The following is a 25,726-nucleotide window of genomic DNA, read 5'->3' on the forward strand; positions in this document are numbered from 1 at the left end:
GGGAAAAACACTTTGATGGAACCAACGGTGGGGTGGGCTCAACTGAAACTGCGATTCATCAACCGGCGAGCCGTGAAGTGGGCCCCGATCAGACTGCGAAACCGATCTCCAATCAAACTGCCATACCCAAGCAGTGCCGGACCTATCTGACGCGTGACTGCGTTTCGGATGCTCGTTCATAGCTGGATTCTTACGGCGGGTTCCAAGTTCAGCGCCCGGACCGCGTTGGTCGTGGGGTGCTTGTGCCGGGATCGGCTTGCATCCTCTCGCTAGCTCCGGTGGCCCGCTGGCATTCTCGTTGCGTCTGTAAGGTCCGTGCGGTCCCGTCAGAAACCGCCAAAGTCCAAGCCTTGCGTTAGAGGTCCAAGCACGAACACCGTGGTGGAAATAATGAACCGCGCCTGCACAGCCCCTGGGTCGTTCATTCGCCGGTCCCGAATCCAAAGCAAGTAGGCTCATGGAGTGAATTCAGTTCCTATCGTCGTGGCCGGTGACTGGCATGGAAACCTCGGCTGGGCCCGGACCGTGGTCCGTTCAGCCGCCTGGCAGGGGGTGAAAACCATCCTCCAGGTCGGCGATTTCGGAGCCCTCTGGCCCGGCAAAATGAAGGGCCGCTTCGAAGCCCGGCTCAACCTCTATCTGGAAGCCTCAGACATCCGGCTGATCTTCATTGCCGGTAATCACGACAACTGGGCTGAGCTCGAAAAGCTGCCGATCGATGAAGACGGGCTCGCAACGCTACGATCGAACATCAAGTACCTTCCCCGCCCCGGAAGAACCACCGTCCAGGGGCTGACGGTCGGCGGGCTGGGAGGCGCGTTCAGTGTGGACTTCCGGTACCGCACCGAAGGCAAAGACTGGTGGGCAATCGAGGACCTTGCCCCGGACCACGTCGCCGAATTCATCGCCGGCGGACCGGTGGACATCCTTCTCACCCACGATGTCCCGGCAGAGATTCAGTTGAGGTCCGGGCTGAACCTGCCCGCTGACGTCAGTGCCCGAGCCAACGTCACGCGGGAACTGCTGGCCCAGGCGGTGGCTGCCACCCGACCCGCCCATGTCTTCAGCGGGCACTGGCACCAGCGCCGCATTGACGAAATCATGCACCCCGATGGCAGCACGACAAGGGTCGATGTTCTGAACATGGAGAATTCACGGGATGGAAACGCCGTGCTCCTCTGGCCCGGAGAAACTCCCCTGAGGATCGAACCGCTAAGGATCTCCGGGTCCTGATGACCGGCCACGTTCCCTGTTGTCTTGACGGCGGTCTGGGGGGGCATTCTGTGCATCCCTGCGTCTTGATCCTGTTCGGGACCGTTCCGAATTGCTCGTGACCTGCGCCGCACTTCCACCAGCGGGGTGTGTTCCCGGGAACCACGTCTGCAGGTGTCAGCAATCCATTCCTGTGTGTGTGCCAATCCCGGGCGATCGCCGGATACCGGGTCGCGAGATCGTTGAAGCCTTGGAGCACTTTCCTGTTGGCGCAGTACTGGCAGCCTGCGCCTGCTGCGCGTTGGTTGATGGGCTTCGCATAATGGTGGCCGAGCGCGCAGATCCAATGGCCGATTCGTGCGCTTCCGGCGATGACGCTTTCCGGGGTCCGGCTCCCGTTTGCCTCATGATCCCATTCCGCCGCCACGCCGGGGTGGGTTGTGCGCAGGTCGTTGAATCCGGTAATGACCTGCTGACCTGCACAGGCGGGACAACCCTTCCCGTTCGTTCTGCTGGACACCGGGGAAAGGTAGTCGTGTCCGGCCGGGCAGCGCCAGTAGTATTTCTTGCCTGAACCTGCGACCACGGTTCGGGGAGTCATAGCTCCGTTCAGCCCGGGATGCCACTCGGCGGCAATTAGCGGGTGTGTGGTCGCTAGGTCGTTCACCCCTTCCAGGACCCGCAGGTTGGCGCACACTGGACATCCCCTTCCCTGGCCTGTGCGTGACGCTGGTGCTGATACATATTCGTGGCCTTGGCTACAAACCCAATCGACAGTAATGCCGCTTCCGGCAGTGGTAGTCGAGGGTGTCATGCCGGGGTTCAGGCGGTGGTTCCATTCGGCGGCGATCTCCGGGTGGGTGACATCCAGCGTGTTCACACCGGGTAGACATCTGAGCCCCGAGCAGTATGGGCACCCTTTGCCTTTTGCCCTGTTGTTCGGCGTAGCCTGCCACTCGTGCCGTTTCCGGCAGGCCCACCAGTAGGATGCTGAGTTGCCGGCGCCGGTGACGTCGGACGGCTTCGTGGTGCCGTTCAGCGAAGGATGCCATTCGGCCGCCAGCCGAGGGTGGGTTTCAGCCATGGAATTGAATCCGGCGAGGGCCCGTAGCCCCGCGCAGTAGGGGCAGCCGTCTCTGCCCTTCTTTAGGCCGCTGTAGGCGGTGTTGAGGGTGCGCTGGCTCCAGTGGCCGTGGGCACAAATGAACGCGGCGACCCAGGCAGCACCCTGTTTGGATTCGGCGCGGGGCCGGTCCTGCTGGCCTGCCACCAGGGTCAGCTCACAGGTGTTTGCCCACCGGTCGACAAGGGAAGTTCCCAGGATGTCAAGATAGCGGGCAAAAGGCTCCAACGGGCGCTGAACCTCCGCTGCACCAGCAATGCTGGACGGATCGAAACCGAGAAGCGCGCAAACGGCAGGGACCGGGCGATCCTGGCCCTGCACCCGATCTCGCACCGCGAGGAAGGCAGGTCGGAGAAGCCGCCACACACCATCAACGAGGACCTGCCCGGCGCCAGGCATCCGCGCCTGAATTTCTCTCTCAAGGAGCTCTCGGGCCTCGGCGAAGGTCCGAGTCGCTCTAAAGAGATCACGTTGGAAGGAGCGATCCGTCAGGAGCTGGGCCAGAGAAACCACCGCACTGTACGATCCGGGATCGAATGCCGTTCCGAATTCAGGATGCCCGCTGTCCCTGTTGACGAGCACGGCCACCTCCTGCACCAGGGCTGTTGGCATGCGTCCTGATTGCCGCAAGCGACGATAGCGTAATTCCACGGCCAGGAGCTGGTCCTCAACCGAATCCTGAAAACCGAATCCCGGTCCGGTCCACAACCCGTGCCGCAGGCAACAGTAGGACTCGTCATGAGCGAACTGCTCAACGGTCTCACCCTGGGCGCAAAGCCTGCACATGGTGCGTGCAGGCAGGCCATCGCCACCGCGTTGGGGTTGACGTTGGAAGTGCCCGGCCCGGAGATCGCCCTTGACCTCGCACCACCTCGCAAGTCCTTCCCTGATGGCCCGCGCAGCAGGTCCCGCGGCCAGGTGGCGGGCTGCTGTGGTTGAGGATTCCGCTGGCAGGCCGTTGGCAAGAGCGAGTCGTCGGCCATAGCTGTCAGGTGTTTCCAGGTGCAGGGGGCGGATCTTGACGGGAAAGGCCCGGGTCATGTCGAGTCCCATGAATCAGCCTGCCAGCTGCCGCAGGGCCGGGCTGTCATCTAGTTTCCCTTCGGCGCGCTCGGCGCCCATGTCCACGGGGATCGCTTCCATGTACTCCCGCGTCAGGGTTTCCTGGCCAGGGTCGCCATCAACGATGAGCAGCTGGGCACCCCCGACGAGTATCCGCTGGAGAGTGCCGATATTTCCTCCGCTTCGCTTGTGAAGCCAGGCCGCATTCTTGAGAAATGTCGCGCTGTCATGGGCCATAAGCGGTAGTTCTTGGGAGAACGCCCGCACGATGCCGTTCCAGGTCTTCACTTCATCGGCCGTCGCGTGTCCGTAGCGCTGCATCTCCAGCAGCGTGAAGCGCCGGCTGATTTGGTTCCCCCGCTCCCCCGCGAGCAATCCACCGAGGTGGATACTGATCCCGGAGTACACGAATGTCGCCGGGACCTGGTTGGACAGGCTCTTGAGGACGTCGACCGATTCACCGTTTCCCTGGCTGATCCGGTTCAGATTCTGCAGTTCGTCGACCACCACCAGCTGCGTGGAGCACGAACGCATCGCGGTGACTACGGCGTGGAGGGTCTGTTCGAGGGTGGATCGTGTCGGCAACTCCAGCCCGTAGAAGTGCGCAAACCTTCCGATCATTGCCTTGGCCGAAGAACCGGCAGGAACCTCCACGTACGCCACGGGGATGGCTCCCCGGCCGCTGATGCCGGGATGCTGAAGTCTGTATAGCGCATGGACGCTGCGCATCAGGGCGATACAGGCTGTGGTCTTGCCGACGGTGGACTGGCCGGAGACCATGACACCCGTGCGACCCGAGGCACGGCCCCGATTTCCCAGAATGGCCAAACGCACGTTTCTGATCAAGGCCTTGACCTGGGGTGTGGCAACGGTGAGGCCGCCCCCCAGGAAGTCCAGCCGCTGGGTGTCGAACGCCCGGCGTTCCTGTTCCGCAAGTTCCCCGTATCGCTCGGGCGCGGGCATTTGCGGGCGGGAAGGCTGATGGGCCAGGAGTTCGTGCAGGTCCTCGTGGCGATCCAGTGAGGGAGCATCTGCATGGCTGAAGATCAATTGGCCAGTCCTTTCATGGGATCGAAGATCTCCAGCTCGTCATATTCGATTTCCCCGTCGTCGATGGTGTAGCTCGCGACCGCATCGGCAACAAGCCTTGGGGCAGGCAACGGCAGCTTCGTGCCGGAAAGGGATGCGAGGTTGCGGGCGGATTCCTGGCGCTCCAGGACAGCGGCGTGGCGCCGGCGGGCTGCTTTGGTCTGCCCGATCAGTTCAATGGCCGCCTGGGTGCTGGCGTCGTCGCCCAAAACTCCTTGGGCGGCGGTGATTTCGCGGGCGTCGCGGCGGATGCTGGCCGAGAACGGCTTGGCGAATGCATCGCGGTTCATCCAGTCGCACTGGATGAACCCGTCCTCTTGCGGATCGCGTATCCAGACGGCGCTGGGATCATGCGGGTTGTAGTGGACGGTCCATTTGCCGTCCCGGTTTGCGTCAGCGGACGCCTGCAGCCTGTAGGGGTGGAGCTCTGGCGCATCATATCGGCGGTAGTCGATCTGAATGCCGTCGAGCTGGATTGTGCGCAGCTCTGTCGGAAGCAGTGCAATGTAGTCCTCGGCCCTGAGTGGCAGGGGCACGTATCCGGTCATGGGGAACATGGCCAGGTACATCGAATTCGGGGAATGAACGATCGACGGAACCAAAGGGTCCCGCAAGGAATCGTGCTTCATGTTTTGCCAGACAATGGCCACCCACCGTTCGAACAGTTCCGCCAGCGTATAGACGTCGAGCAGGTCCTCCTTCTCCGGATGCTCTCCGCGCTTGTCGGTGCTGCCCCCGGTGTAACCCGGCAGGTGTTGGGCGAACTTGGTCTTGATCGTGAGGAAGGCCCTCTCGACATTCGGTTTGTCCGTGGGCGTATGTATGGCGGCGCTGGTGGTGTCAATGCCGAACTGGGTACACGCTGATTCGAAGACCGCGGAAGCATAGTCGGATCCGTTGTCTTTCATGATGCGCTGGGGCTTGATAAAGGGGCGCGTCGTCTCGAATCTGGCGGCCTCCTCAACGGAGAGAAACTTCGCCCATGGCATCTCAGCCAGCTCGTATTCATTGAACGCGACCAGTCCTTGCGGCCGCATCAGACGGGGGGTCAGGCACTGGGCGAGCATGAAGGCAAGATCCACGCCTTTCACTCCTTTGAGTCTCACGCTGGTGGCTATGATGCTTTGCGTCGCTTTGTCCAGCATGATGACGAGATTTGCCCGCCCGATCTTCAGCTTTCCGCTCTCCTGGTCGATGCCGGTGATGACCATCACGTCGAATGGCGAGGAGTCCACCTGGACCTCGTGCCCGGGTGCGATGGCCGGGCGGGGACTGTACATTCGTTTTGGCGCGTTGGCGGCAGTCCGCCGGTTGGCCGCGTTCCCGGTGGTGTACTTGCCTCGGGTAAGAGCATTGATGTGGCGTCTCAAGGTGCGGTCCGAGGGGATGAAGGTGTCTTCACCCGGATACGTCTTGATGATTTCCGCTTTCAGGATGCGAATCAACCGGTCCGCCGACCCGGTGGATCGGTCCGTCTCACCCGCGATCACGCTTATCAGGACTTCCTTGACCCGCTCATCCAAACGACCCAGAGGCTCTTGTCGACGCTCATGTCGCTTGTCCGCCAGACCTGCGTGGCCGCGTTCCCTGTAGTCACTGGCCCATCGGGCGAGGGTGCGCCGGGAACACTTGATCCCTAGCGAATTCAGTTCCCCGGCTTTGTTCTCAACCCGCTTGGTCCAGGTCGTCTTCTCTGTGTCGTAGTCGTCACGTCGCTCCCCTCCGGTGAGGGGTGCCCCGTGCATCATTTCCTCCAGGTGGGCCGCCAGCTTGGCTACGCGCTCCATTTCCCTGGAATCGCCCCACTCCAGGGACCGCGGGCCGGGTTCCTCAAGGCTGAATTTCGGCGGCGTCAACATCAGGGACGGAAGAGCACTGATGTGAACGGACATGCGTTCGGCAGTCTGTGTGTTCCGCAGGCCAAGGTTGGCTCCCTGGATGCTTTCGAGAATGTAGTCTCCCTCCTCAAGATTGAGGGTATCTCCGAGCTGGACACTATCCACGATGGTTCCTTTCGATCAGGGTGCGCCACCCCAGGGGCTTCGACGGGTCGTAGGTGAGGTCCTGGCTCCACATGAGGTGGTAGATCCCCGGAAGGGACTTGGCGGGCAATACCGCATCGAGGTCAACAGCCAGTTGCGCCAACGGCACCGGTTCGGTAGACGCGTCAAGGATCCGGGCGCGTTCCCGGTGTCCGGGGTCGACATAGGGGTGACGGTATCCGGCCAGCCATTCAAGGTTGTGCCGCCGCACCCCCATGACTCCATGCAGGACTTCGTAGCCCCAGCCGACTTCCTCGCAGACACGCCGGGTCTTTTCGAACTGAACCGTGGCCTTCTCGTCGACGCGGTCCGCAGGTCTGACGTCGTAGACCACCTGCCTGCCAGAGGAATGTAGGGCAAAATAGTCCGGGTAGTGTCTGGCCCCATCGGCGAAGAGGATGCAAAACGGCTGGGCTGCGACCTTGGCCAGGTCCGTGGTGTGATCCAACTCCATCAGCACCGAGTACTCCGTCATTGATTCATACCAAACACTTTGACCGCTCCCGGCACACCAGTAGTAGCCCTCGTAATTGCGACGGTGTTGATACTTCACCGGCCGCCGGACCATCCGCGCGGATTCAAGCCCATGCCTCAGGCACCGTGCGTCCGCAACGGAAGTACGGGCATCCCCCGCCGCGTCCGTCCACGCGATGACGTCCCGGTCGTCTGCATTCACGAGATTGCGGTAGGGATCTGCCGCTACGCCTCTATTTCTTGCTTTCAAACGCTGTCCCATCATCACCGTCACTCGATACACGCTTATGTCTTTTAGACATAGACTATGTGTATCAGACATAGATGGGTCTATTTGCCGACACGCCAAGGATTCAAGCCAGAGTCACGCGTAGGATCAATTCATGAGCGACCCCCGATTCCGGCCCCGCGAGATGGCCGCGCCGTCAGACCGCCGGCTATTTGGGAAAGCCAGCTCCATCACTTGGCTCGAAGGCACCACGGAGGCAGAGAAATCACGCATCGCAGCGGCACGGCTGCAGCATACGATTGCCGCGAGGATCAACTCCAGACTCAGGGATACGGGCCATAGCATCCACAGCTACGCGCAACTGACCGGCATCGGCTATGACCGCATGGCCAAGGTCCTCCGAGGCGAGGCACTCATGCGGCTCGAGGATATTTCCGACGCGGAACGTCTCCTTGGAGATATTCTTGACCCGGCATTTGAACGGACGGCTGGCTGAGGCTCTTTGATCACGCTCGTGAGCGCGATTGGAATCGAATCTTGTCCTTTACGGACAACACTCAAAGCCTCTTCCACAGTCTGGGACCTGAGGGCCAGAGTCCATCCGGATTCATTTATCCACATCCGCGATTCAGAGGCTCACGTACCGGATGAAGATTGCGAATTTCCAGAGCTGGTCCCTACTCGACCCTTGTTTGGTCGAGCAAGGGCCCTTGGTCGGAGTATGTTCAAGCACAAACCTGGGCGCAAACCAACTTCCAAACACCAACCGTTGGTGCCAACTAACTTGTCATATGCCAAGTTCTTTGTCACTATGCCAACTAACCTGTCCCTGATGCCAACTAACTTGTCAATTCACAATGGATGTCGTTTCTTCCAACTAGGTCGACATCTCACAACCGAACTAGAACTCCCAGTCCTCATCCTCAGTATTAACAGCCTTGCCAATCACATAAGACGACCCAGACCCCGAGAAGAAGTCGTGGTTCTCGTCGGCGTTGGGCGACAGGGCCGACAGGATGGCCGGGTTCACGTCGGTGACGGAGGCCGGGAACATGGCCTCGTAGCCGAGGTTCATGAGGGCCTTGTTGGCGTTGTAGTGCAGGAACTTCTTGACGTCCTCGGCCAGGCCCACGCCGTCGTACAGGTCGTGCGTGTACTGGACCTCGTTTTCGTACAGCTCGAAGAGCAGCTCGAAAGTGTAGTCCTTGATTTCCTGGCGCTTTTCCTCGGAGACCTTTTCCAGGCCCTTCTGGAACTTGTAGCCGATGTAGTAGCCGTGCACGGCTTCGTCGCGGATGATCAAGCGAATGAGGTCAGCCGTGTTCGTGAGCTTGGCACGGGAAGACCAGTACATCGGAAGGTAGAAGCCGGAGTAGAACAGGAACGATTCCAGCAGCGTGGAAGCGACCTTGCGCTTCAGGGGATCGTCGCCCTGGTAGTAGTCCATGACGATCTGCGCCTTCTTCTGCAGGTTCTCGTTCTCGAGGGACCAGCGGAAGGCGTCGTCGATCTCCTTGGTGGAGCACAGGGTCGAGAAAATCGACGAATACGACTTCGCGTGCACCGACTCCATGAAGGCGATGTTGGTGTACACGGCCTCTTCATGAGGGGTGATGGCATCCGGGATCAGGGAAACGGCGCCCACTGTGCCCTGGATGGTGTCCAGCAGGGTCAGGCCCGTGAATACGCGCATGGTGAGTTGCTGCTCGTCCGGCGTCAGGGTGTGCCAGGACTGGACGTCGTTGGACAGCGGCACCTTCTCCGGCAGCCAGAAGTTGTTGACCAGGCGGTTCCAGACCTCCACGTCCTTGTCATCCTGGATGCGGTTCCAGTTGATCGCTTCGACGTGGCTAAGCAGCTTGACCTTCTCGGTCATTTCGTCCCCTTAACGTATGTGTTCTTTAAGGTAAGCGTACGACGCCGGGCGCTCACCCGGCGTCGTGCTCTTCAGTTTTGAGGCGCGGCGGCTGCCGCAAATAAACAACCGTTATCGGTTACAGCATGCAGGAAACGCAGCCCTCAACTTCGGTACCTTCCAGCGCGAGCTGGCGGAGGCGGATGTAGTAGAGGGTCTTGATGCCCTTGCGCCATGCGTAGATCTGCGCCTTGTTGATGTCACGCGTGGTGGCGGTGTCCTTGAAGAACAGCGTCAGGGACAGGCCCTGGTCCACGTGCTGCGTGGCGGCGGCGTAGGTGTCGATGATCTTCTCGTAGCCGATCTCGTACGCGTCCTGGTAGTACTCCAGGTTGTCGTTGTCGAGGTACGGAGCCGGGTAGTAGACGCGGCCGATCTTGCCTTCCTTGCGGATTTCGATCTTGGCGGCCACCGGGTGGATCGACGACGTCGAGTTGTTGATGTAGCTGATGGAACCCGTGGGCGGCACGGCCTGCAGGTTCTGGTTGTAGATGCCGTGCTCCATGACGGAAGCCTTCAGCTCGCGCCAGTCGTCCTGCGTCGGAATGTGGATGCCGGCGAAGAGCTCGCTAACGCGCTCGGTCTCCGGGGTCCATTCCTGCTCGGTGTACTTGTTGAAGAACTCGCCGCTTGCATATGTGGAGTTCTCGAAGCCGGCAAAGGGCTGACCGGTCTCGATGGCCAGCTTGTTCGAGGCGCGGAGAGCGTGGAACAGCACCGTGTAGAAGTAGATGTTGGTGAAGTCCAGGCCCTCTTCGGAACCGTAGTGGACGTGTTCACGGGCAAGGTAGCCGTGCAGGTTCATCTGGCCAAGGCCGATGGCGTGGCTCTGGGCGTTGCCCTGCGCGATGGACGGCACCGAATTGATGTAGGACATGTCCGACACCGCGCTGAGGGCACGGATGGAGGTCTCGATCGACAAGCCGAAGTCCGGGGAATCCATGGTCTTGGCGATGTTCATCGAACCAAGGTTGCAGGAGATGTCCTTGCCCACCGTCTCGTAGCTGAGGTCCTCGGCGTAGATGGACGGCGTGGAAACCTGCAGGATCTCCGAGCACAGGTTGCTCATGGTGATCTTGCCCGCGATCGGGTTGGCCCGGTTCACGGTGTCCTCGAACATGATGTACGGGTAGCCGGACTCGAACTGGATCTCCGCGAGGGTCTGGAAGAACTCACGGGCGCTGATCTTGGTCTTCTTGATCCGGGAGTCGTCCACCATCTCGTAGTACTTCTCGGTGACCGAGATGTCGGAGAACGGAACGCCGTAGACGCGTTCGACGTCGTACGGGGAGAACAGGTACATGTCCTCGTTCTTCTTGGCCAGCTCGAACGTGATGTCCGGAACCACGACGCCGAGGGACAGCGTCTTGATGCGGATTTTCTCGTCGGCGTTTTCACGCTTGGTGTCCAGGAAGCGGTAGATGTCCGGGTGGTGGGCGTGCAGGTACACGGCCCCCGCACCCTGGCGGGCACCGAGCTGGTTGGCGTAGGAGAAGCTGTCTTCGAGGAGCTTCATGACCGGGATGACGCCGGAGGACTGGTTCTCGATCTGCTTGATCGGGGCGCCGTGCTCGCGGATGTTGGTCAGCGAGAGGGCCACGCCGCCGCCGCGCTTGGACAGCTGCAGCGCCGAGTTGATACCGCGGGCGATCGATTCCATGTTGTCTTCGATGCGCAACAGGAAGCAGGAGACCAACTCGCCGCGCTGGGCCTTGCCGGCGTTGAGGAACGTGGGCGTGGCGGGCTGGAAGCGGCCGTCGATGATCTCGTCGACGAGGCGGCTGGCCAGTTCTTCGTTGCCGCGGGCAAGGTGCAGGGCAACCATGCAGACGCGGTCTTCGTAGCGCTCGAGGAAACGCTTGCCGTCGAACGTCTTGAGCGTGTACGAGGTGTAGAACTTGAAGGCGCCGAGGAAGGTCTCGAAGCGGAACTTCTTCTTGTAAGCGCGGTTGAAGAGCTCACGGATGAAGTTCATCGTGTACTGATCGAGGGTTTCGCGCTCGTAGTACTGGTTCTTGACCAGGTAGTCCAGCTTCTCTTCCAGGTCGTGGAAGAAAACGGTGTTGTTGTTCACGTGCTGCAGGAAGTACTGGTGCGCGGCCTCGCGGTCGGCTTCGAACTGGATCTCTCCGTTCGGACCATAGAGGTTCAACATGGCGTTGAGCTCATGGTAGCCAAGGCCCTTGTAGGCCTCCGGCAATGGCTTCTTGACCTTGGCGGTGTCCACAGCGCCCTTGGTTACTTCTGTATCTGCGACAGTCGTGTCCAAAACTTTTCCAATCCTTGATTGACCCGGTCAACATCTTCCGGAGTCCCCATGAGTTCGAATCGATAAAGAAGCGGAACCCGGCATTTGGTGGCGATGATGTCTCCCGCCATGCAGTAGTTTTCCGCGAAGTTGGTGTTTCCTGCTCCGATGACGCCGCGGATCAGTTCCCTGTTCTGCGGGTTGTTCAGAAACCTGATGACTTGCTTGGGCACCGATCCTTCGCCATTCGTGCCGCCATACGTGGGCAACACAAGGACGAAGGGTTCCAGTGCGAGCAGCGGCACGTCCTTGGCATGGAGCGGGATGCGTGCCGCGTCGACGCCGAGCTTCTGGACGAAGCGCTTGGTGTTCTCAGATGTGGAGGAAAAGTAGATGAGGTGACTCCGCGTGCTGACAGCTTCAGCCATTGCTTGAGCAGGAGCTGTTGCCAGCGCTGCCATGGGAGTCACCTCGACTACATTGGAATACTTTGTTCTTGTTGTGGCGGAGTCCTGAAAGACTAGTCCCTCAAAAACTAGGCCACCGAAGCGGCAGCCAGTGCCAGCTCTTCGATCTTGTCCGGACGGAATCCTGACCAGTGGTCCTGCTCGGTCACCACGACGGGGGCCTGCATGTATCCAAGGGCCTTCAGGCGCTCAAGGGCCTCGGCATCCTGTGAGATGTCAACGCTCTGGTAGGCGATGCCCTTTTTGTCGAGTGCACGGTACGTTGCGTTGCACTGAACACAGGCCGGCTTCGTGTAAACCGTAACAGTCATGGTCCCTGTCCCCTTTGTTGAAGTCTTTGCTCTTCGTTCGGCAGGCCCCGACCGGAACTGATTCCGACTCCGATACTGGCCCGCTGGCCGCCTGGGCGGCCAAACTCTTCTATTCACGTCTTGCATTCATGTCTTGTGCTGGTTTCCCGCTCAATCCGTAAATCGATACTACATGTAGTGCAAGCGCCTCGGCGGAACCCCAAGATGATGTATTACAAGTATGTCATTTTACGCACCGGTAGTCCACAGGCAAGGGAGGTAAAAATGTCCGGGAATCCGCCAAATCCGGAGACGTAATCCACACCCTGTGGACTACTTAGCCACATTTAATCGCCAGCGTGTCGCTTGGATCCCGGCGTGTCGCGGCATCCTGCAAACACGGTTTCGTGGCGCCGGGCCGACCCAGCAACAGCAACAGCGGAGACCGAATTCACACAGCTATGCTGGCTTCCACGGTCTTTCGGCCGGCACCGAGCCTAAGGATCACTGATGGTCAACCTTCTCCACCTCCGGACACTGCTTGAAGTCACGCGGCTCGGTTCCTTCGCGGCAGCCGCCGCGCGGCTCGGCTACACCGCGTCGGCCGTCTCCCAACAGATGGCAGCGCTGGAACGGGATACCGGCGTCGAACTCTTCCACCGTTCCGCCCGAAGCGTGGTTCCCACCGAAGCCGCCCTCACCATGGTGCGCCATGCCTCCAAGGTGCTCACCGACGTCGAGACCCTGCTGGCGGCCGCCTCACGCAGCACGGACTCCCCCGTCCAGGAACTTCGGCTTGGCATTTTCCCCAGCCTGGCAACCTACATCCTCCCGGACATACTCCGGAACCCGCGCTGGAAGAAGCTGGGCATAGAACTGCGCGTATGGGTGGCCGAACCGTCCCAGACCATCCAGGGGCTGCGCACCGGCGGCGAACTGGACCTCGCACTGGTGTACCAAGTAGGCCAGTCCGGGCTCGCGTGGCCCCACACCTTGGACCGGCAATGGATCGGCGATGACGATTTCCGGGTTGTGCTCCCCGCGTCGTGGGGCATCCGGGAGGACGCCGAGATGCAGGCCTCGCAACTCTCGGACATGCCTTGGATCATGCACCATCCGGGCACCAGCGACGCCGTGGTGATCGAGCGCCTGTTCGCCAGTTGCAATCTGCACCCGCGCGTCGTGGCGTACAGCGATGACTTCCACGCCAGCCTCGAGATGGCGGCAGCGGGGCTCGGCGCCGCCTTGGTGCCGGAACTCGCGCTGCGGCACCGGCCGCCCGGCGTCGTGGTGCTCGATGTTCCGGACATCCGGCTCGCCCGCAACGTGTTCGCCCTGCTCCTCAACGAGAAGCGCACGGCGCAGGTGCAGCTGTTCACGGAATTGCTGGCGGACACCCTTCGCGGGAGCACCGCAACGGTCCGGGCGCGCAGCGCCGCGACGATGCCCAAAACGACTCAAAAGTCAACGCCCAAACCGCGTACCTGAAATCTTCCAGGATGCTAGAACACGCCGCTTGTTTGGGACTATCTTGAAGACATGAGCAAGGTAGCGAGCAAACATTTTGGGGAGATCGAGCTCAACCACGGGCGGGAGCACTGTTACGTGGCTTCGCACGAGCTCGCCGGAAATCCCCTCGAACTGGACCTGAACGTCACGGCGCATGACCACTTCGACGAGAAGGCACTCCACAAGGTGGACTACCGCCTGGGTTACCTCCCCGAGTTGGTGGACCAGGTCCGGGACATGATCGCCGAGGAGCTGGACCAGGACGGCACCAACTCCCAGCAGTTCCTCCACTTCCACTCCAACCAGCTCAAGGAAGAGCAACTGGAGGCGGTGTTCGGCGTCCGCGACAAGACGCAGCTCACCAAGGACGTCTTCCTCAGGGCCCTCAAACTAGGTCATGTGGCGATCTACCCCGGCCAGCCGGAGCGCTATTTCGTCCTGGACTTCACCTTGGGCTCGCACTTCACCGACGAACTCCTGGTAGTGGCGGCGGACGAGGACGGCGTGGTGGACGACGAGATCCTCTGGGAGTCCTGACACAGGACTAAGAGTCCTGACGCAGAGTTAAAACGACGTCGGCCGGCCACCTCGCAAGGTGACCGGCCGACGCCGTTTGTACTGCGTGATGCCTACTTGGCTGCTTCCAGCAGGCTGGCGCGGACCGTCTTGGTGGCCTTGACCAGGTTGCGCAGGGACTCTTCGGTCTCGGCGTAGCCACGGGTCTTCAGGCCGCAGTCCGGGTTGACCCAGAGCTGGCGGGACGGAACGTGCTTGACGGCGGTGGACAGGAGCTCGGTGACTTCTGCCTCGCCCGGAACACGCGGCGAGTGGATGTCGTAGACGCCCGGACCAACGCCACGGCCGAAGTGGTGCGCCTCGAGGTCGTGGACAACCTCCATGCGTGAACGCGCAGCTTCGATGGACGTGACGTCGGCGTCGAGGCCGTCGATCGCGTCAATGATCACACCGAACTCCGAGTAGCAGAGGTGGGTGTGGATCTGGGTGGCGTCACCGGCGCCGGCGGTGGCCAGGCGGAAGGAGTCAACCGACCACTTCAAGTAAGCGGCGTGGTCGGCCTTGCGCAGCGGCAGGAGTTCGCGCAGTGCGGGCTCGTCCACCTGGATGACCTTGATGCCGGCAGCTTCGAGATCGGCGATTTCATCACGCAGCGCAAGTCCGACCTGGTTGGCGGTCTCGCCCAGCGGCTGGTCGTCGCGGACGAAGGACCACGCCAGGATGGTGACCGGACCGGTGAGCATGCCCTTCATCGGCTTGCTGGTGAGGGACTGCGCGTATTCGGCCCAGACAACCGTGATGGGAGCCGAACGGGTGACATCGCCCCAGAGGATGGACGGACGGGTGCAGCGGGAGCCGTAGGACTGGACCCAGCCGTGAACCGTCACGTCGAAGCCTTCGAGGTTCTCTGCGAAGTACTGGACCATGTCGTTGCGCTCGGGCTCGCCGTGCACCAGGACGTCGTAGCCGAGCTCTTCCTGCAGCTCGACGACGCGCTTGATCTCGTCCTTCATGAGCTGCTCGTACTGCTCGTTGCTCAACTCGCCCTTGTTGTTGCGGGCACGGGCGGAGCGGATTTCCGAGGTCTGGGGGAAGGAGCCGATGGTGGTGGTGGGCAGCGGCGGCAAGTGCAGCGCTGCTTCCTGGGCGGCTTCGCGGACCGAGTACTCGGAGCGGTTGAAGTCGGCCTCGGTGAGGGCAGCGGTGCGGGCACGTACGTCGGCGCGCTGGACGCCTTCGGCGGTGGCGCGGGAGGCGATCACAGCGGATGCTTCGTCGATGGCGGCCTTCGCGGAAGCCGGGTTGGCCAGGTAGTCCGCGAGGACCTTTACCTCGACGGCCTTCTGGTCAGCGAATGCGAGCCAGCTGCGGAGCTGCGCGGAGAGCTGGGTCTCCTCGGCAGTGTCGTGCGGAACGTGCTGGGTGGAAGTGGAGGTGCTGACGGCAAGCTTGCCGGCTGCGGCCTTCAGTTCGTCCAGCTTGGCGGCCGAGACGGCGAGGTCGTTGCGCCAGATGTTGTGGCCGTCAACGACGCCGGCAACCAGGGTCTTGTTGCCCAGGCCCGCCAGGGCAGCTGCGGACGGAACCGCGCCCTTGAAGACGTCGATGTGCAGGGCGTCGATGTTGGTCGCGGCAAGGGTGCCGAGCTGGCCGTCGAGTGAACCGTACGGGGTGGAGACGAAGAGCTGCGGGCGCGCTGCAGCGCCCGACAGCACTTCGTACGCACGGGCGGTGGCGGCCTGGATTTCCGCGGCCGGGGTGTCCTGGTCGACGACGAGGGCGGGCTCGTCCAACTGGATCCAGCTGGCACCTGCAGCGGCAAGCTTGCCGAGAAGTTCAACGTAGACCGGGAGGATGTCCTCGAGGCGGGACAGCGGAGCGAAGTCCGCAGGGGCGTCGTCGGAAGCCTTGGAAAGCAGCAGGTAGGTGACCGGGCCGACGATATACGGGCGGGTCTCGATGCCGTTGGCCAGGGCGAACTCGAATTCCTCGACGATGCGGTTGGAGGCGAGCTTGAAGTCGGTCTCCGGGCCGATTTCCGGAACGAGGTAGTGGTAGTTGGTGTCGAACCACTTGGTCATTTCCAGCGGCTGCTGTTCCTTGTTGCCGCGGGCCAGCGTGAAGTAGCCATCGATGTCGAGCTGGCCTTCGGCGTTGAGCAGCTGGCCGAAGCGGGCCGGGACGGCGCCCAAGTGAGCCGTGGCGTCAAGCACCTGGTCGTAGAAGGAGAAGGTGCCAGGAACGGCGGCGGCTTCATTGAGGCCGAGTTCCTGGAGCCGCTTCGCGGTGGTCAGCTGGATGTCCTTGGCGGCGGCGTCAAGGGCAGCGGCATCGATCTTGCCGGCCCAGTAGGCTTCGACAGCCTTCTTGAGTTCGCGACGGCGGCCGATGCGCGGGTAGCCGAGCAGGGATGCAGCGGGGAACTGGGTGAGATTCTGTTCAGTCATGGGATTTCCTTGGGGCAGTAGGTGCAAATCGATGTGTCTAGGGGTTTGCGGAGCAGCGTTGGCTGATCAGCTGACGAGTTCTTGCCGGCGGGCAATCGCGCTGAGCCTGCTGGCAGGCCGGGCCGGCCGGGGCAAGGCAAGCTTGTCCAGCACGTCCAGGGCGCAGGCGTGCTCGTTGAAGGTGTACAGGTGGATGCCCGGAGCACCGGCCTGGAGGGCGGCATTGGCCAGGTCCACGGTGGCGCGGACTCCGATCTTGCGCCGTTCGGCGTCGCTGTCCGCCGCGGCAAGGCGGTCGATCAGCTCCGGTGCCGGTTCGACGCCGGTGAGCTCACCGAGGCGCTTGAGCCGGCGAAGGCTCGTCAGCGGCATGACGCCCGGAATGATCGGGATCGTGACGCCGGCACGTCGGGCACGGGAGATCAGGTCCGCATATTGCTCGGTGTGGAAGAAGACCTGCGTGATGGCGAAGTCGGCGCCCGAGCGCTGCTTCGCGAGCAGCACCTCGACGTCGTGCTCCACGCTCGGGGACTCAGGGTGGCGGGTGGGATAGGCGGCCACGCCGACGGCGATCTTGCCAGCGCACAGGAGGGCCGAACGTCGCTGTTCCACGCGGCGGATCAGTTCGATCAGGTCCTGGGCGTAGCGCAGCGAACCGTTGACCGGCTGCCCGCTGTCCTTGGGGAGGTCGCCACGCAGCGCAAGGATGCCGCGCACGCCGTTGTCCAGGAGCTCGCCGATGATCTCGGCCAATTCCTCCGGGGTGTTTCCGACGCAGGTCAGGTGGGCCAATGGCCGCAGGGTCGTTTCGAGCAGGAGCCGGTTGATGAGCTCGACGGCGGTGTCCCGGTTGGATCCGCTGGCGCCGTAGGTCACGGAAACGAAGTCGGGGTCAGTGGCCTCGAGCTCGCCGATGGTCGTCCAGAGGGACTCCGCGGCCGCTGGAGAGCGGGGAGGGAAAAGTTCGTAGGACAGCGCAACGGGAGCGGCGCCGGTCAGGTTCGGATGAGTGTCGATGAGGCTTGGTGGTGACATTTGCGTCCTTGGCTGTGTGTCAGCGGGCCTGCGTTCACGGACTTGAAAACCAGGTCCGTGGACTGCAGAATCGGTGAATTGAGTTTGGGGATACACGCAACGAACTCCAGCAGGGCGCAGCCGCGACTGTTACGCCTGGAATGAAGTTGTCCGTGTGCAAATGTCAGGCCCACATGGGGGCACCCACACCCTCCTGCCTGCCTTCAAGAGGCAGATCCGGCGGAGGATCGCTGACACGTTACCGCGGTAACTTGAATACGACTCTAGAACGAGGCCCCGGGTGCGACAAATCCCCCACCGAATTAAGACGCACTTTTACGCTACGTTTCGCCTGATTTCTGAAGATTGTTCGTTTGGACGTCCGGCACGGTTGAAGCCCAAAATAGTACGCCTCGGAGAACCGGGTCGCGAGCCCTCCCCTTGACGGTCCTGCAGGACTATTCTTTTGCCATGATCCAGCTTCCAGCCAGTTATCAGGAATACCTCGACGGCAAGGACGAGCGGTTCATCCAAACCGTCCGCCCCATCTTGATGCAATCGGCCGCGGACAAGCTTCATGGTGTGCGCGTACTCTACAACCGCGGCCTTACAGGCCATCAAGCGCATCTGGATGATTCCATTCCGTACGGCACCATCGTGGAGGACATCGACTGAGTCCCGGCTGCTGAGTCCCGGCTGCTCAGTCCCGGCCGTCGGCTGTTCAGCCCTTCATCGCGCCGGAAAGCGCAAACGCGCTGCCGGAGCCCCTGGCAACCACGGTGTAGAGGATCAGCACCGGGACCGAATACAAGATGGAGAACGCGGCAAGTTCTCCGTAAGCAATGGCTCCGTGCTGGCCAAAGAAGCTGAAGACGGACACCGCGGCTGGTTGCTTGGAACTGGACAACAACAGGATGAACGGGACGAAGAAGTTACCCCAGGCCTGGATGAAAACGAAGATGAACACGACGCCCAGCCCTTGACTCATCAGCGGTACGACGATTCTCCGGAGTGTGGCCAGTCCTGAGGCCCCGTCCATCCAGGCAGCTTCTTCCAGCTCAAGCGGCACGGAGTCCATGAAGTTCTTGGTCATCCAAATGGCCATGGGCAAGGTGGTAGTCGCCATGAAGAAGACGGTTGCCGGCATCGAGTCCAGCAATTGCAACTGCACGAACAGGCCATAGACCGGCACCATGATCGCCGTGACCGGGAGCGACGTGCCGAACAGGATCGCGTACAGGAACGGCTTGTTGAATCGCGATTGGTAGCGGGACAGCGGATAGGCAGCGAGCACGGCCACCGCCAGGTTCACGACGGCGGTTCCGGCGGAGAGCACGAAGCTGTTCATGAGTGGCTGGAAGAGCAACCCTGGAGTGAGTACGGCTGCAAAATTGGCGAACGACGGCGATTGCGGCCACCGTGTCTCGTAGCCGGCGTGCGGATCAACGGAAGCAAGAAGCAACCACGCAAGGGGCAGCACAAAGCACAGCCCGATCACGGCCAAAGCCGCATTGGCAGCGAAGCGCACGCGGAGCCGTCCCCCGGGCGCCGCCGTCGGGCGCTTCCCGGCGAGCACCGGCGCACGGCGCAGGGAGGTCACGGTTTCGCTCCGCGGATCAGCCTGACGTACACGGCACCGAAGACCATGCCGATGAGGATCAAGACGGAAGCGATCGCGGTGCCGTAGCCGATGTCTCCGAGCTTGAAGGCTTCCTGGTACGCCAGCACGGGCAAGGTGGTGCTCGCGTTCGAGGGACCACCCGCCGTCATAACCCAGATGAGGGTGAATACCGCGAGCGTCTGGAGGGTGATCAGCATGAGGTTGGTGGCGATGCTACCGCGGATGATCGGAAGGGTGATGAAGGCCAGACGTTGCCAACCCCTTGCCCCGTCCATGAGGGCGGCTTCGGAAACGTCGCGCGGGACCTGGGAGAGCGCCGCCCTGTAGACCAGCATCGAGAACGCGGTGCCGCGCCAGACATTGGCCAGGATGATGGCGGCCATCGGAAAGGCATAGAGCCAGTTGGTGCCCTGGACACCGAACATTCCCAAGAGCTGGTTGAGCGTGCCGTCCTGGCTGAAGTACGCGTAGGCCGCGAAAGCCGCGACGATCTCCGGCAGTATCCACGAGGCGACCACCACCGTGCCAACGAGCGACGCCGTCGCTCCCCCGGCCCTCGTCATCAATAAGGCAATGACCAGGCCAAGGGCGTTCTGTCCGAGGATGGCAGAGGCGGCCACGAAGACTACCGTGAGCCATGCCGAGAGCGGGAAGACGGAATCCGTCAGCATCCGGGCGTAGTTGTCCAGGCCGACCCATTGGGGGTTCAGGGCCGCCTTGCCTGACAATGCGGCATTGGTGAAGGAGGCGTAGAAGGACCACGCCACAGGTGCCAACATGAAGAGGGCCAGCAGCAGGATTGACGGCACCACCGGCAGCAAGCGGAGCCCGCGACGCAGAGACCTTTGGATTGGAGATCTGCGTCGCAGGGTACCGCGGCTGAGGGAATCAGGGACTGCCATGCGTCATTTCTGCATGACCTTGGTGTCGCCGACGAGCTTCTTGACCGAAGCGTCGTATTCGGCTGCCGCCTCTGCCGGGCTTTGTTTGCCGGTGATGACGGCCTCGGTTGCCTGTTGGACGGCGAGGGAGATCTTCGGATAGTCAGCGGTCGCCGGGCGATAGTGCGTGACGCCCACGAGGTTGGAAACATCCTTCACGAAGGGGTTGGCCGCTTGGTAACCAGGATCGGACGCAACATCCGTGCGGACGGCGATCTGGGAATTGTTGACGTCGAAGGCCAAGGCGTTCTTCTTGTTCACGGCAGTGGTCAGGAACTTGAATGCCAAGTCCGGGCTTTTGGTCTTCGCACCAACGGCGAGCGTCCAACCACCGGACATGCTCACACCGCCGGGATCCTGACCGAACTGGGTGGGGAACTTGGCTACTCCCATGTCCTGGGCATACCCGGCCCATTCGTAGGAACCGCCCTTCTGCCAGAACGAGGGTGCGTAGGAGCCTTCCACGGTGGCGCCCATTTTGCCTTGCGGCAGCCACTGTCCAAAGACTTTCTTCCACACATTCGAATCGAGGGCGTCCGCGGGGGTCACGGAAAGCTTCTCGTCGTAGAGGGTCTTCAGGAACTGGAGTGAATCGGTGAATCCCTTGGATCCCACCACCCACTTCTTGTCGCTTTCCGAATAGAGGGAGCTTCCCGTTCCATAAAGCAGTTCGTAGAAGCTCTGCATGACCGTTCCCTCACCGGTGCCTTTTCCGGCGTACATGCTGAAGGGAATCACGCTCGGATCCGCGGCCTTCATTTTGCGGGCCGCGGCCAAGATGTCATCCCAGGTCTTCGGCTGCCAGGGCAACGGGATGCCGGCCTTTTGGAGGACTGTCTTGTTGTACCAGATCGCCCGCGTGTCGGTGCCGAGCGGGACGGCATAGATGCTTCCGTCGTCACCGCGTCCCGCGGCTTTGGCACCCTCGTTGAACTTGGACCACTCATCCCAGGCGGCCAGTTGCGAGTCGAGTTTGAGCAAGTATCCGGCGTCGACGTCCGATCGGACCTTGAAGGTGTCCTCGTAGAAGACGTCCGGAGCGGTGTCCGGGGATCGCTGGGAGAGCGCAAGCTTGGTGCCGTAGTCGTCGTCGTTGGCTTGGATGGGCTCAAGGTCCACGGTGACGCCGGCGTTTGCTGCCTCGAATTCCTGCTTCGCGTCCTGGAAGACCTTGTCCAGGGCGGTGAAGGAGTCCGTTTTTTGATAGACGATCTTGATGGTTTGTTTGCTGACAGCTTGCGGTTGGGTGGAACAGGCGGCCGAGGCCAAAAGGCCTACGACGCCGAGCAGTGCTGCTCCGATCCGGACTGGGCGACGCATGACGCTCCGATCTTCAAGCGGCTGCAGCCCCCCACACTTCAGCTGGCCCAGCCTGTTGCCGATATTGATAATGCAGCCCTGCGACGCAGGACGTGGAGAAGGCCTCAGCCTTCCAACAGGAGCCGCTGGGCGCGCGGCGCAAGCGTATGTTCCAGTACCAGGCAGGCCGCCCCGATGGCGCCGACGTCCTCGCCCACTCCGGTCCCCACAACCTCGATGCCATGGATGCTGTTGGCGGCACTGTTGGCGGCGAGCAGGGGGGGAATGCGATCCAGGTAACGTTCGGACATCCGGCCCCAGAACGGACCGCCGAAGACGACGCGTTCGACGTCGAGGGTGTTGGTCACCACCGCAACCGCCCGGGCAACCAGCACCGCTGACTTGTCTATGATCGCGATGGCGCGTTCGTCACCCGCATCCGCGGCATCGCAAAGCCGGGCGAAGCCTTCCTGGACTTCCGGGCCTTCGGTGCCTTTGCGGCCACCGTTCAGGACACCTTGCTCTTCAGCTTCGGCCACGAGGACCTGCGGGATGCAGGAAGACTTGACGCAACCGCGCAGGCCGCAATCGCATGGGGGCCCGTCCGGATCGACAATGATGTGTCCGATTTCACCGGCGTTGCCGGATGTTCCGCGGACAACTTCGTCGTTCAACACGATGCCGCAACCGATGCCGGTTCCCATATACATGAAGATGAAACTTCCGGTGCCGCTGGCCCCGCCGGCCCAGGTTTCGGCGACGGCCGCGCTCGTGACGTCCTTGTCGACAAGGGTCTCGAGCCCGGTGGCTTCGGCGAGGGCGTCCCTCAAGTGCACCCGGTCCCAACCCGTCATGAGGGGCGGATCCACGACCGTACCCTCGTCAAGGTCTATGGGTCCCGGGGCCGCGACGCCAAGTCCCGCGATCTTTCCCGTATCAACACCGGAATCTTCGATCAGCGCCTTGATCTCCTCCGCTATGGCGGCAATGACCCGCTGTGGATTGCTTCCGATGGGCGTGGGAATCCTTGAGTGCTTCACAACGTCTCCCACCAAGTCCAGGACCACCGTGGTGATGACCGCGGGGTCAAGGTGGACGCCAAGCGCGTACATTCCGGAAGGGTTCAGGCGCAGGATGGTGCGGGGCTTACCTGGACCGCTGCCTTCCTTGCCTGCCTCGATAATGAGCTGTTGGTCCAGGAGGCGGCGGGAGATGTTCGAAATAGTCTGCGGTGAAAGGCCGACGATTTGGGCGAGTTCCACCCGGCTCAGTCCGCCCGACGAGCGCCTGATCGCGTCGAGGATGACAGTCAGGTTGAAGTCCCCCATGCGGGGCAGATTGGTTCCGCGCCTCGGAGTCGGCTGGCGGATCTCAGTCACGGATTCCCCTAAAATCATTCGAGTAATGCTGTTGCATTTGCATCGTACGGCACGCGTGCTTGTCCCGGTATGCCCACACGCTGCCCAGGTGTAACGGACCCGGATATTGCCGATGGGAGGCCCTCGAATATGGCGCGCATGCCGCATGCCGAGCTGGACGTCACCTCGGGGTTGGTGCGGAGTTTGCTCGAGGAGCAACTGCCGGGGCTCTCCCACCTTCCATTGGAGCTGGTGGCAAACGGCTGGGACAACGTGATGTACCGGCTTGGCAAGGAGTGGGCTGTCCGCTTGCCCCGCCGGGAGGCAGCAGCGCACCTGATCCTACATGAACAGCAATATCTCCCCGGGTATGCCAGGCGTTCCCCCGTGCCCCTCCCCAGGCCCCTCCACTCGGGACGGGCATCTGCAGCCTATCCATGGCCTTGGAGCGTGACCCCTTGGTTGGAGGGGCTTTCCGCGGTGATTGTCTCCCAAGCGTCACGGAATGTGGCGGCCGAGGACCTTGCCGCGTTCCTCCTCGCCATCCACGTTCCCGCCGCGCCGGGCGCGCCCGTCAATCCCGTCCGCGGGGTGCCTTTGGCAGCGAGGTCTGACGCGGTCATGGACCGGCTCGACGATTCCAACCGTTATCCGCAGGCGGTGCGGTTGCGGACGATCTGGTCGGAGGCTTGCCTGGCCCCGCCGTGGAGCGGGCCCGGGCTGTGGCTGCATGGAGATCTTCACCCGGCGAACGTCCTCCTCCGGCCCGATGGCCGGCTCGCGGCCGTCGTCGACTTCGGAGACCTCGGGGCCGGGGATCCCGCCGTCGATCTGGCCGTCGCGTGGTTGATGTTCGACGACGGCGCGCGGCACCGTTTCATGGCGGCGCTCGGTCGCGCTGTGGATGCCGCTACGTGGGCCCGGGCCCGCGGCTGGGCTGTGGTCCTCGCGACGGCGATGGTCAGTTTCTCGGATGACAATCCCGGGATGGCCGGAATCGGGCGCTTCGGGGTGGAGCAGTTGCTGTCGGAGCGCTGACCGTTAACGCCTTATGCTGCGTGTCACGGTGAATTTCGGGCTCCGGCCGATTTCCGTGGTAGGACCGATCAGCCGTTCAAGCGCCGCGCGATACTGCAAGTGGCTGTTGTAGACAGTCCAGAGTTCGCCGCCGGAAGCCAGGACGCGTGCCGCCGCATCAAACATCTTCATGGCCGCGCCGGCATGGACACTCGCGCCGAGGTGGAACGGCGGGTTCAGCAGGATGAGGTCGGCGCTGCCGGGTTCGAAGGTGGACATGGCATCGTCCTGGACAACCGTGATTCGATCTGACAGTCCGTTGGCTGCCGCGGTTTCCCGGGCCGACGCCACTGCTGCGGCCGATTGGTCCGTCGCGGTAACCCGGGCCTTGGGAAGGTTCCGGGCGTACATCGAGGCGAGGATCCCGGTCCCGCAGCCAAGGTCCACGGCGTGGCGGACTTCGGGGATCCTGTCCAGGAAGCCCAAGAGGAAGCGCGTGCCGATATCCAGCCTCGTGCCTGAAAACGCACCCCCGTGTGCGCAGACCGTGATCCCCAGCTCGGTGTTCTGCTCTGAGACCGGGAAGGGCTCCGGAGAGTCCGGCCGCTTGGGACCGGTGGCAAGCAGGACACGCGACTTCCGCTGCGCAAGCTGCGGCTGCACCGATTCGAAGCTGCGTTCAAGGACGGCGTTCATCCCCCGGGTCATGTGCTTGACGCGTCCTCCGGCCAGCAGGACGGCTCCCGGCGCCGCAAAGCGCGCAACGGCGTCGACGATTTCTTCCAGTTCCGCGAGGGCCTTGGGGAGTTGCATGATCACTAGTTCGGCGCCGTCGAGCAACCGAGCGCCCAGCTCGAACTGATCAAAGCGCCCGGCAAACCCGGACGCGTCGGCGTTCCGTTGCAGCGCGAGCCTGCCGGCGTAGAGGTCTTGGGTCACGCGGACATGCCCGACGCCGAGGGCCGCCAAAGCGCCCAGGGTCAGGGCTCCGTAGCGGTCGCCGACCACGGCAACGCGGGTCTCCGGACTAACGATGTAGCCTGCGGCGGTCTCAAGGAGGAGCCGGTCAGTGGCATCATGCGCCTGCAGGTTCTCCGCCTCGACGTCGGGGAAGCGGCGCAGGGTGCCGAACAGCGTCTCAAGGTGCGCATCCAGCTCGGTCAAGGTCACGGTGCACCAATCTATACCGCTCGGGAACCCTCGACAACACAGGGGCGGCGGAGGAAGGTAGAGATTGCAAGTAATCGACCGTCTGACCGCTGCTGAAGGCACGGCACGCGCCGCAAGCAGCCCGGACATCAGGGTCCGCTGCGAAGGGCGAGCCACGTTGCGGATCTGGAACACCAGGCTCCCACTCCCCCTTGTGAGCAGACCATGACTGTCAACCTCGTCACTCAGCTTGAAGTAAAGTCGCACAATTCACCGGATGAAGTCCGGCGCCCGGAGAAGACCGTGGTGGAAAACGTCACTGTCGGTGACTACACCATCGGCCGCCTCAGTTTCGAGCCGGGCTGGAGTTGGGCAGATTGCATCAAACCGGTGGTCCAAACGGATTCCTGCCAGCTCAACCACGTGGGTTACTGCATTGCCGGTGCACTGGAAGTCGAGACCAGCGACGGCAAGAAGATCAGCATCTCCAAAGGAGATTCATACACCATTCCACCGGGACACAACGCCTGGGTCGTAGGCGACGAGACCTACTCGGCCATCGAGTTTGTCAGCGCGGCAGAATATGGAGTCAAGCCCGAGTAGCACGGCGCCGAGCCTAACGCTTCCCACGGAGAGATCGAGTAGGAGGGCCGGGTTTCCCGGCCCTCCTCTCACACCACCGTACGTGCGGGCCTCGCATACGG

23 protein-coding genes and 1 pseudogene are annotated in these 25,726 nt (G+C 62.2%); 9 read left to right on the forward strand and 15 right to left on the reverse strand.

The features are described 5' to 3' along the window. Positions 1–462: 462 nt before the first annotated feature. Positions 463–1,233: a metallophosphoesterase family protein gene (locus ABEA18_RS20250; RefSeq protein ID WP_345452170.1), complete on the forward strand. Its 771-nt coding sequence runs from the start codon at positions 463–465 to the stop codon at positions 1,231–1,233. A 49-nt stretch (positions 1,234–1,282) separates the two neighbouring features. Here ABEA18_RS20250 and ABEA18_RS24730 read toward each other — a convergent pair. Further along, positions 1,283–2,296: pseudogene (locus ABEA18_RS24730) on the reverse strand (zinc-ribbon domain-containing protein); the annotation flags it as partial. A 108-nt stretch (positions 2,297–2,404) separates the two neighbouring features. Here ABEA18_RS24730 and ABEA18_RS20255 point away from each other — a divergent pair. Both ABEA18_RS20255 and ABEA18_RS20260 read left to right on the forward strand, forming a co-directional pair. Continuing rightward, entirely contained in the window at positions 2,405–2,956 is a 552-nt protein-coding gene (locus ABEA18_RS20255; protein ID WP_345452172.1) for a hypothetical protein, read from the forward strand. A 117-nt stretch (positions 2,957–3,073) separates the two neighbouring features. After that, complete coding sequence (locus tag ABEA18_RS20260; protein ID WP_345452174.1) at positions 3,074–3,274, forward strand: hypothetical protein; 201 nt, start codon at positions 3,074–3,076, stop codon at positions 3,272–3,274. A 117-nt stretch (positions 3,275–3,391) separates the two neighbouring features. Here ABEA18_RS20260 and ABEA18_RS20265 read toward each other — a convergent pair whose 3' ends face one another. The 3 genes from ABEA18_RS20265 to ABEA18_RS20275 are packed head-to-tail and all read right to left on the reverse strand — an operon-like array spanning position 3,392 to position 7,324. Next, positions 3,392–4,447 carry a TniB family NTP-binding protein gene (locus ABEA18_RS20265; protein WP_345452175.1) on the reverse strand — a complete coding sequence of 352 codons (1,056 nt, stop codon included), beginning with the start codon at positions 4,445–4,447 and terminating at the stop codon, positions 3,392–3,394. Then, entirely contained in the window at positions 4,444–6,489 is a 2,046-nt protein-coding gene (locus tag ABEA18_RS20270; protein WP_345452176.1) for a Mu transposase C-terminal domain-containing protein, read from the reverse strand. The genes ABEA18_RS20265 and ABEA18_RS20270 overlap by 4 nt, the downstream gene beginning before the upstream one ends. Then, entirely contained in the window at positions 6,482–7,324 is an 843-nt protein-coding gene (locus tag ABEA18_RS20275; protein WP_345452178.1) for a TnsA-like heteromeric transposase endonuclease subunit, read from the reverse strand. Before ABEA18_RS20275 ends, ABEA18_RS20270 begins: the two co-directional genes overlap by 8 nt. Positions 7,325–7,385: 61 nt before the next feature. On the opposite strand from ABEA18_RS20275, the gene ABEA18_RS20280 reads away from it, so the two are divergent. Next, positions 7,386–7,727 carry a hypothetical protein gene (locus ABEA18_RS20280; RefSeq protein WP_345452179.1) on the forward strand — a complete coding sequence of 114 codons (342 nt, stop codon included), beginning with the start codon at positions 7,386–7,388 and terminating at the stop codon, positions 7,725–7,727. A gap of 405 nt (positions 7,728–8,132) precedes the next feature. On the opposite strand, the gene nrdF is transcribed toward ABEA18_RS20280, so the two are convergent. The 4 genes from nrdF to nrdH all read right to left on the reverse strand — a co-directional run bounded on the left by nrdF (position 8,133) and on the right by nrdH (position 12,172). Next, complete coding sequence (gene nrdF / locus ABEA18_RS20285; RefSeq protein ID WP_059389329.1) at positions 8,133–9,107, reverse strand: class 1b ribonucleoside-diphosphate reductase subunit beta; 975 nt, start codon at positions 9,105–9,107, stop codon at positions 8,133–8,135. A gap of 118 nt (positions 9,108–9,225) precedes the next feature. After that, positions 9,226–11,373, reverse strand: a complete 2,148-nt coding sequence (gene nrdE, locus ABEA18_RS20290; RefSeq protein ID WP_345452222.1) for a class 1b ribonucleoside-diphosphate reductase subunit alpha — start codon at positions 11,371–11,373, stop codon at positions 9,226–9,228. Positions 11,374–11,384: 11 nt separating this feature from the next. Then, on the reverse strand, positions 11,385–11,855 hold the full coding sequence (gene nrdI / locus ABEA18_RS20295) for a class Ib ribonucleoside-diphosphate reductase assembly flavoprotein NrdI (protein ID WP_345452180.1): 471 nt from the start codon (positions 11,853–11,855) through the stop codon (positions 11,385–11,387). A gap of 74 nt (positions 11,856–11,929) precedes the next feature. After that, positions 11,930–12,172: a glutaredoxin-like protein NrdH gene (gene nrdH / locus ABEA18_RS20300; protein WP_028267421.1), complete on the reverse strand. Its 243-nt coding sequence runs from the start codon at positions 12,170–12,172 to the stop codon at positions 11,930–11,932. A 489-nt stretch (positions 12,173–12,661) separates the two neighbouring features. Between nrdH and ABEA18_RS20305 the strand changes: the two genes are divergently transcribed. Continuing rightward, on the forward strand, positions 12,662–13,639 hold the full coding sequence (locus tag ABEA18_RS20305; RefSeq protein WP_345452182.1) for a LysR family transcriptional regulator: 978 nt from the start codon (positions 12,662–12,664) through the stop codon (positions 13,637–13,639). 51 nt (positions 13,640–13,690) lie between these two features. Continuing rightward, positions 13,691–14,197 (forward strand): DUF2004 domain-containing protein, encoded by a 507-nt coding sequence (locus tag ABEA18_RS20310; protein ID WP_236811282.1) that lies wholly within the window; start codon positions 13,691–13,693, stop codon positions 14,195–14,197. Between the two features lie 92 nt (positions 14,198–14,289). Here ABEA18_RS20310 and metE read toward each other — a convergent pair whose 3' ends face one another. Together metE and ABEA18_RS20320 are read right to left on the reverse strand one after the other, a co-directional pair. Next, a complete protein-coding gene (gene metE, locus ABEA18_RS20315; protein WP_345452186.1) occupies positions 14,290–16,623 on the reverse strand; it encodes a 5-methyltetrahydropteroyltriglutamate--homocysteine S-methyltransferase in 2,334 nt (777 codons plus the stop codon). Positions 16,624–16,689: 66 nt separating this feature from the next. Further along, positions 16,690–17,658: a methylenetetrahydrofolate reductase gene (locus tag ABEA18_RS20320; protein ID WP_345452188.1), complete on the reverse strand. Its 969-nt coding sequence runs from the start codon at positions 17,656–17,658 to the stop codon at positions 16,690–16,692. Positions 17,659–18,108: 450 nt separating this feature from the next. Between ABEA18_RS20320 and ABEA18_RS20325 the strand changes: the two genes are divergently transcribed. Further along, on the forward strand, positions 18,109–18,312 hold the full coding sequence (locus tag ABEA18_RS20325; RefSeq protein ID WP_113990700.1) for a hypothetical protein: 204 nt from the start codon (positions 18,109–18,111) through the stop codon (positions 18,310–18,312). 46 nt (positions 18,313–18,358) lie between these two features. On the opposite strand, the gene ABEA18_RS20330 is transcribed toward ABEA18_RS20325, so the two are convergent. From ABEA18_RS20330 to ABEA18_RS20345, 4 genes are all read right to left on the reverse strand, one after another. Continuing rightward, positions 18,359–19,213, reverse strand: coding sequence for a carbohydrate ABC transporter permease (locus ABEA18_RS20330; protein WP_345452224.1), 855 nt, complete (start codon positions 19,211–19,213; stop codon positions 18,359–18,361). A 20-nt stretch (positions 19,214–19,233) separates the two neighbouring features. After that, on the reverse strand, positions 19,234–20,160 hold the full coding sequence (locus ABEA18_RS20335; protein ID WP_345452191.1) for a carbohydrate ABC transporter permease: 927 nt from the start codon (positions 20,158–20,160) through the stop codon (positions 19,234–19,236). Between the two features lie 3 nt (positions 20,161–20,163). Next, a complete protein-coding gene (locus tag ABEA18_RS20340; RefSeq protein ID WP_345452193.1) occupies positions 20,164–21,519 on the reverse strand; it encodes an extracellular solute-binding protein in 1,356 nt (451 codons plus the stop codon). A gap of 104 nt (positions 21,520–21,623) precedes the next feature. Continuing rightward, complete coding sequence (locus ABEA18_RS20345; RefSeq protein ID WP_345452195.1) at positions 21,624–22,877, reverse strand: ROK family protein; 1,254 nt, start codon at positions 22,875–22,877, stop codon at positions 21,624–21,626. Between the two features lie 138 nt (positions 22,878–23,015). On the opposite strand from ABEA18_RS20345, the gene ABEA18_RS20350 reads away from it, so the two are divergent. Further along, the gene (locus ABEA18_RS20350; RefSeq protein WP_345452197.1) at positions 23,016–23,894 is read left to right on the forward strand and encodes an aminoglycoside phosphotransferase family protein; all 879 of its coding nucleotides are present in this window, start codon (positions 23,016–23,018) and stop codon (positions 23,892–23,894) included. 3 nt (positions 23,895–23,897) lie between these two features. Here the strand turns inward: ABEA18_RS20350 and ABEA18_RS20355 are convergent, their stop codons facing one another. Beyond that, a complete protein-coding gene (locus tag ABEA18_RS20355; protein ID WP_425550558.1) occupies positions 23,898–25,037 on the reverse strand; it encodes a class I SAM-dependent methyltransferase in 1,140 nt (379 codons plus the stop codon). A gap of 210 nt (positions 25,038–25,247) precedes the next feature. Between ABEA18_RS20355 and ABEA18_RS20360 the strand changes: the two genes are divergently transcribed. Continuing rightward, complete coding sequence (locus ABEA18_RS20360) at positions 25,248–25,625, forward strand: cupin domain-containing protein (RefSeq protein ID WP_345452201.1); 378 nt, start codon at positions 25,248–25,250, stop codon at positions 25,623–25,625. The last annotated feature ends 101 nt before the right edge of the window (positions 25,626–25,726 follow it).

Source organism: Arthrobacter gyeryongensis, assembly GCF_039543785.1.
Classification (GTDB): Bacteria; Actinomycetota; Actinomycetes; order Actinomycetales; family Micrococcaceae; genus Arthrobacter; species Arthrobacter gyeryongensis.

Excerpts from the sequence above, each read along its gene's own strand:
- ABEA18_RS20260 (WP_345452174.1), top strand. The coding sequence starts at position 3,074 with ATGAGCGAACTGCTCAACGGTCTCACCCTGGGCGCAAAGCCTGCACAT.
- ABEA18_RS20275 (WP_345452178.1), bottom strand. The coding sequence starts at position 7,324 with ATGTCTGATACACATAGTCTATGTCTAAAAGACATAAGCGTGTATCGA.
- ABEA18_RS20280 (WP_345452179.1), top strand. The coding sequence starts at position 7,386 with ATGAGCGACCCCCGATTCCGGCCCCGCGAGATGGCCGCGCCGTCAGAC.
- nrdF (WP_059389329.1), bottom strand. The coding sequence starts at position 9,107 with ATGACCGAGAAGGTCAAGCTGCTTAGCCACGTCGAAGCGATCAACTGG.
- nrdI (WP_345452180.1), bottom strand. The coding sequence starts at position 11,855 with ATGGCAGCGCTGGCAACAGCTCCTGCTCAAGCAATGGCTGAAGCTGTC.
- nrdH (WP_028267421.1), bottom strand. The coding sequence starts at position 12,172 with ATGACTGTTACGGTTTACACGAAGCCGGCCTGTGTTCAGTGCAACGCA.
- ABEA18_RS20305 (WP_345452182.1), top strand. The coding sequence starts at position 12,662 with ATGGTCAACCTTCTCCACCTCCGGACACTGCTTGAAGTCACGCGGCTC.
- ABEA18_RS20310 (WP_236811282.1), top strand. The coding sequence starts at position 13,691 with ATGAGCAAGGTAGCGAGCAAACATTTTGGGGAGATCGAGCTCAACCAC.
- metE (WP_345452186.1), bottom strand. The coding sequence starts at position 16,623 with ATGACTGAACAGAATCTCACCCAGTTCCCCGCTGCATCCCTGCTCGGC.
- ABEA18_RS20320 (WP_345452188.1), bottom strand. The coding sequence starts at position 17,658 with ATGTCACCACCAAGCCTCATCGACACTCATCCGAACCTGACCGGCGCC.
- ABEA18_RS20325 (WP_113990700.1), top strand. The coding sequence starts at position 18,109 with ATGATCCAGCTTCCAGCCAGTTATCAGGAATACCTCGACGGCAAGGAC.
- ABEA18_RS20335 (WP_345452191.1), bottom strand. The coding sequence starts at position 20,160 with ATGGCAGTCCCTGATTCCCTCAGCCGCGGTACCCTGCGACGCAGATCT.
- ABEA18_RS20340 (WP_345452193.1), bottom strand. The coding sequence starts at position 21,519 with ATGCGTCGCCCAGTCCGGATCGGAGCAGCACTGCTCGGCGTCGTAGGC.
- ABEA18_RS20350 (WP_345452197.1), top strand. The coding sequence starts at position 23,016 with ATGCCGCATGCCGAGCTGGACGTCACCTCGGGGTTGGTGCGGAGTTTG.
- ABEA18_RS20360 (WP_345452201.1), top strand. The coding sequence starts at position 25,248 with ATGACTGTCAACCTCGTCACTCAGCTTGAAGTAAAGTCGCACAATTCA.